Source organism: Corynebacterium variabile, assembly GCF_006539825.1.
Classification (GTDB): Bacteria; Actinomycetota; Actinomycetes; order Mycobacteriales; family Mycobacteriaceae; genus Corynebacterium; species Corynebacterium variabile.
Map to the genome: position 1 here is coordinate 1 of NZ_BJNT01000038.1, position 3,461 is coordinate 3,461.

General features: G+C 68.7%; 2 protein-coding genes. One reads left to right on the forward strand and one right to left on the reverse strand.

The features are described from left to right. Positions 1-37 precede the first annotated feature (37 nt). Positions 38-544: an ABC transporter substrate-binding protein gene (locus CVA01_RS14555; protein WP_141331788.1), complete on the forward strand. Its 507-nt coding sequence runs from the start codon at positions 38-40 to the stop codon at positions 542-544. Between the two features lie 24 nt (positions 545-568). On the opposite strand, the gene CVA01_RS14560 is transcribed toward CVA01_RS14555, so the two are convergent. Further along, the gene (locus CVA01_RS14560; RefSeq protein ID WP_170209815.1) at positions 569-3,142 is read right to left on the reverse strand and encodes an ABC transporter permease; all 2,574 of its coding nucleotides are present in this window, start codon (positions 3,140-3,142) and stop codon (positions 569-571) included. Between the last annotated feature and the right edge of the window lie 319 nt (positions 3,143-3,461).

The following is a 3,461-nucleotide window of genomic DNA, read 5'->3' on the forward strand; positions in this document are numbered from 1 at the left end:
ACTAACACCCCCTCTCGGAAAGAAGGACGTTCCACCTATGCGTTCCCGGATCCGTGCCCTCACCGGTGCTGTCGTCGCCGGCAGCCTGGCCGTCGGCCTCACCGCCTGTTCCTCTGACAACGATGACAGTTCGAACAGCTCCACCGACGCCTTCCCCACCACCGTCGCCACGAAGTTCGGTGACATCGAGATCGACGAGAAGCCGGAGAAGGTCGTCGCCATCGGATGGGGCGACGCCGAGACCCCCATGGCCCTCGGTGTCCAGCCGGTCGCCGCGTCCGACTGGGGCGACTACGGCGACGACTGCCTCGGCCCCTGGGTCGAGGAGAAGTTCGACGAGTCCCCGGAGATCATCTCCACCAGCGAGCCGGAGTACGAGATCGCCGACAACGACGCATGGAAGCGCCTGCCGGCCGTGGAGAACGGCCACGGCACCATCCTGCCGAAGGAGGTCGCCCAGTCGTTCAGCATGGGCACCCCACAGGCCTACGACTACGGCATGGACAAGATGCTGCCGATCCTCGAGAAGTACGTGGCTGTGTAGGGCCGCGCAGGGCCGCGCAGCCGGCTACTCCGCCACCGCGTCCAGCGGTGGCGTCCGCGCCGCCCGCACCGCCGGTGCCAGGGCAGACACCACTCCCACCACCACAGATCCCACCAGCACCCCGGCCACCACCGCCCAGGGGACGATGACGCTCGTCAGACCGACGTCCCCGAGGACGCCGAGGACGGCGAACCCCGCCCCGAGTCCGGCGAGAACCCCCACCACCGCACCGTAGACCGAGGTCAGCACCGCTTCGACGGTGATGGTCCGGCGGATGAGTCCCCGGGTTGCCCCGACCGCCCGCAGCATGCCGATCTCGCGGCGTCGCTCGGCGACGGACAGGGCGAGAGTGTTGGCCACTCCCAGCACCGCGACAATCACGGCCAGCGCGGACAGGGCATAGACCACCGCGATGATCCGGTCAATGAGGTCGGTCTGGCGTCCCGCGAACTCCGCCGGGGTCTGCACCCCCACCGACGGGGAGGACGCCGTGGCGTCCTCCAGCCGCTCGCGGAGCGTGTCGGTGTCCACGCTGCCGTCCCCGGTGACGGCGACCGCGAGGGTGCGGTGCCCACCGAGACCGCGGTCGCCGGGAGCAAGCCCCCAGAACGCCGTCGAGCTGACGACCACGTCGCCGAGAAGCCGGGAGTGCCCATAGGTACCCTGCAGGGGAATCCAGCTGGTGAAGGTCTGCCCGGGGACGCCGACCTCCACGAGATCCCCGATCTGCAGTCCATGGTCCGCGGCGAAGGACGCGGACATCGTCAGCCCCTCCCCCGACGACAGGTCGAGGTTTCCGGTGACCTCCCCGACCTCGACGGCGGTGGTCGGATCGCCGTTACTCACGGACACCAGATTCGCGCCGTCCTCCGCCGCCCCGACGACGACCGGGGCTTTGCCGACCGTGTAGACCGAGCCGACGCCCGGCGTCTCGCGCACTGCATCGGTGGCTGTTCCCGGGACGGGGTCGCCGGTCAGTCCGTCAGCCGCACCGACGACAAGGTCCGCGGTGACCTCGGTGGTGACTGTCTCCTCGACAGCGTTGACCACGGAGGCGCCGAGCATCCCGGTGACCGTCGTCAGGGACAGACCCAGCGTCAGTGCGAAGGCGGTGCCGGCGGAACGGGCGGGGGTGCGCGACACCTGGGCGGTGGCCAGTCGGACCGCCGGCCGCCGGTGCGGGAGCCGGTTGAACAGCCCGGTGACCGCCCCGAGGATCGCGGGGGACGCGAGGTACACGCCGAGGAAGCCGACCACCGCACCGGCGCCGGCAAGGGAGGCACGGGTGGTGGTGTCTGCATCCAGGGAGAGCGCGACGCTGCAGAGCACCGCGCCGGCGATGATGACGGCGATCCCGGCCACCGTGCGCCACGGGGAGGTGCGTTGCTGCGGCGCCTCGGCCTGGCGCAGTGCCTCCAGTGGAGCGACGCGTCCTGCCTTACGGGCGGGAAGGACTCCACCCAGGAGCGTCACCACCGTGCCGACGACCAACGGGACCACGATGGTGGCTCCCGTGACCTCAGGGGCGGAGACGTCGACCGTGTCGGACATCGAACGCACTGCGCGAAGCAGGACATGGACAGCACCCACGCCGAGTAGGACGCCGAGTCCTGAGCCGACGACACCGCACAGCAGTGCTTCGCCGAGCACAGAACCGGTCACCTGGCGTCGGGACACACCCAGGGACCGCAGCAGGGCGATCTCCCGGTTCCGACGGGCGATCGTCATCTGAAAGGTGTTGACGATGGTGAACAGTGCAGCCAGAAGAGCTACGCCGGCAAAGGCGTAGAGCAGGTAGCGGACGAAGCCGAGGGCTGATTCCGTGGCGTCCTGTGACTCATCGACGAGCTCTTCGCCGGTGCGGACATCAGGCAGGCCCCGTTCCGGGCTGTCGAGAGCAGCACCAATGGCGTCCATGGTCTCCTGCGTCTCCGCCCCCGGTGCCGGTGTGACGAGGAGTGCGGGGAGACCGGACTCCGCATAGCGGGCCGTGTAGTCGTCGAGATTCACCGCCAACTCGATGCCGGTGTCGGTGCTCTTGTCGTCACTGTCCGGAATGGTCCCGGTGACTGTGAGGTCGTAGTCCTCACTGCCGTCGTTGACATGGACCAGGCTTCCTACCGCGAGCCCTCCTCTGGCTGCACCCTCGGACACCAGAGCCTCCCCCGGCGCAGGGCCAGGGCCGCCGCTCTCGGTGGAGCTTCCAACCGCCTGTTCCGGGGGGTACCAGGGGACAACGTGGATGTGGTCTTTCCCGCTGTCCACAGTTGTCCCGTCCGCGGCGGTGACGAGGACGCTACGTCGGTCGTTGATGTTGACCCGGTCGACCTCAGGGAGCTCTCCGACCACCGTCGCGCTGTCCGGTGCGAGGGAGGGATGGCCTTCGGCCGGTCTGACGACGACGGGAACGCCTTCATACTCGGAGGACATCATGGTGGACACGGTGCCGTTGAGGACTCCGGAGAGCATCTGGGACCCGGTCAGGAAGGAGACCGCTACAGCGACGGCGCAGACCGTCAGAACGAGCCTGCCGAGATGACTACGGAAGGACCGCAGGGTGACGCGGAGGACCGCCTTCAGTGCACGACCGCCAGACATGGTGCCGGTGCTCGAGTCCCCGGAGGAAGAACTGGTCGCCTGGCTGAAGGCCTGACTGGAAACCTGACTGTTCGCTGACGCGGAGTGACGTGACATGGAGAGAGTCGGTCATCCTTCATGGTCGGCCGACCGCGGCAGGAGATGAGGGACCGTTCGCGGGCGGTTCGTTCAGCGCGTGAGGACGCTGCGGACCTCTCCACTCTAGTGGTCCCCGCACTGCCACGTTGCGGGATCGGGACGCGCTCAGGTCCGCGACCCCGCCAGGCTTGCCCTTCCGCCCCGAGCCGCCGGACATCACCCACCACAACGAGGTACCCTG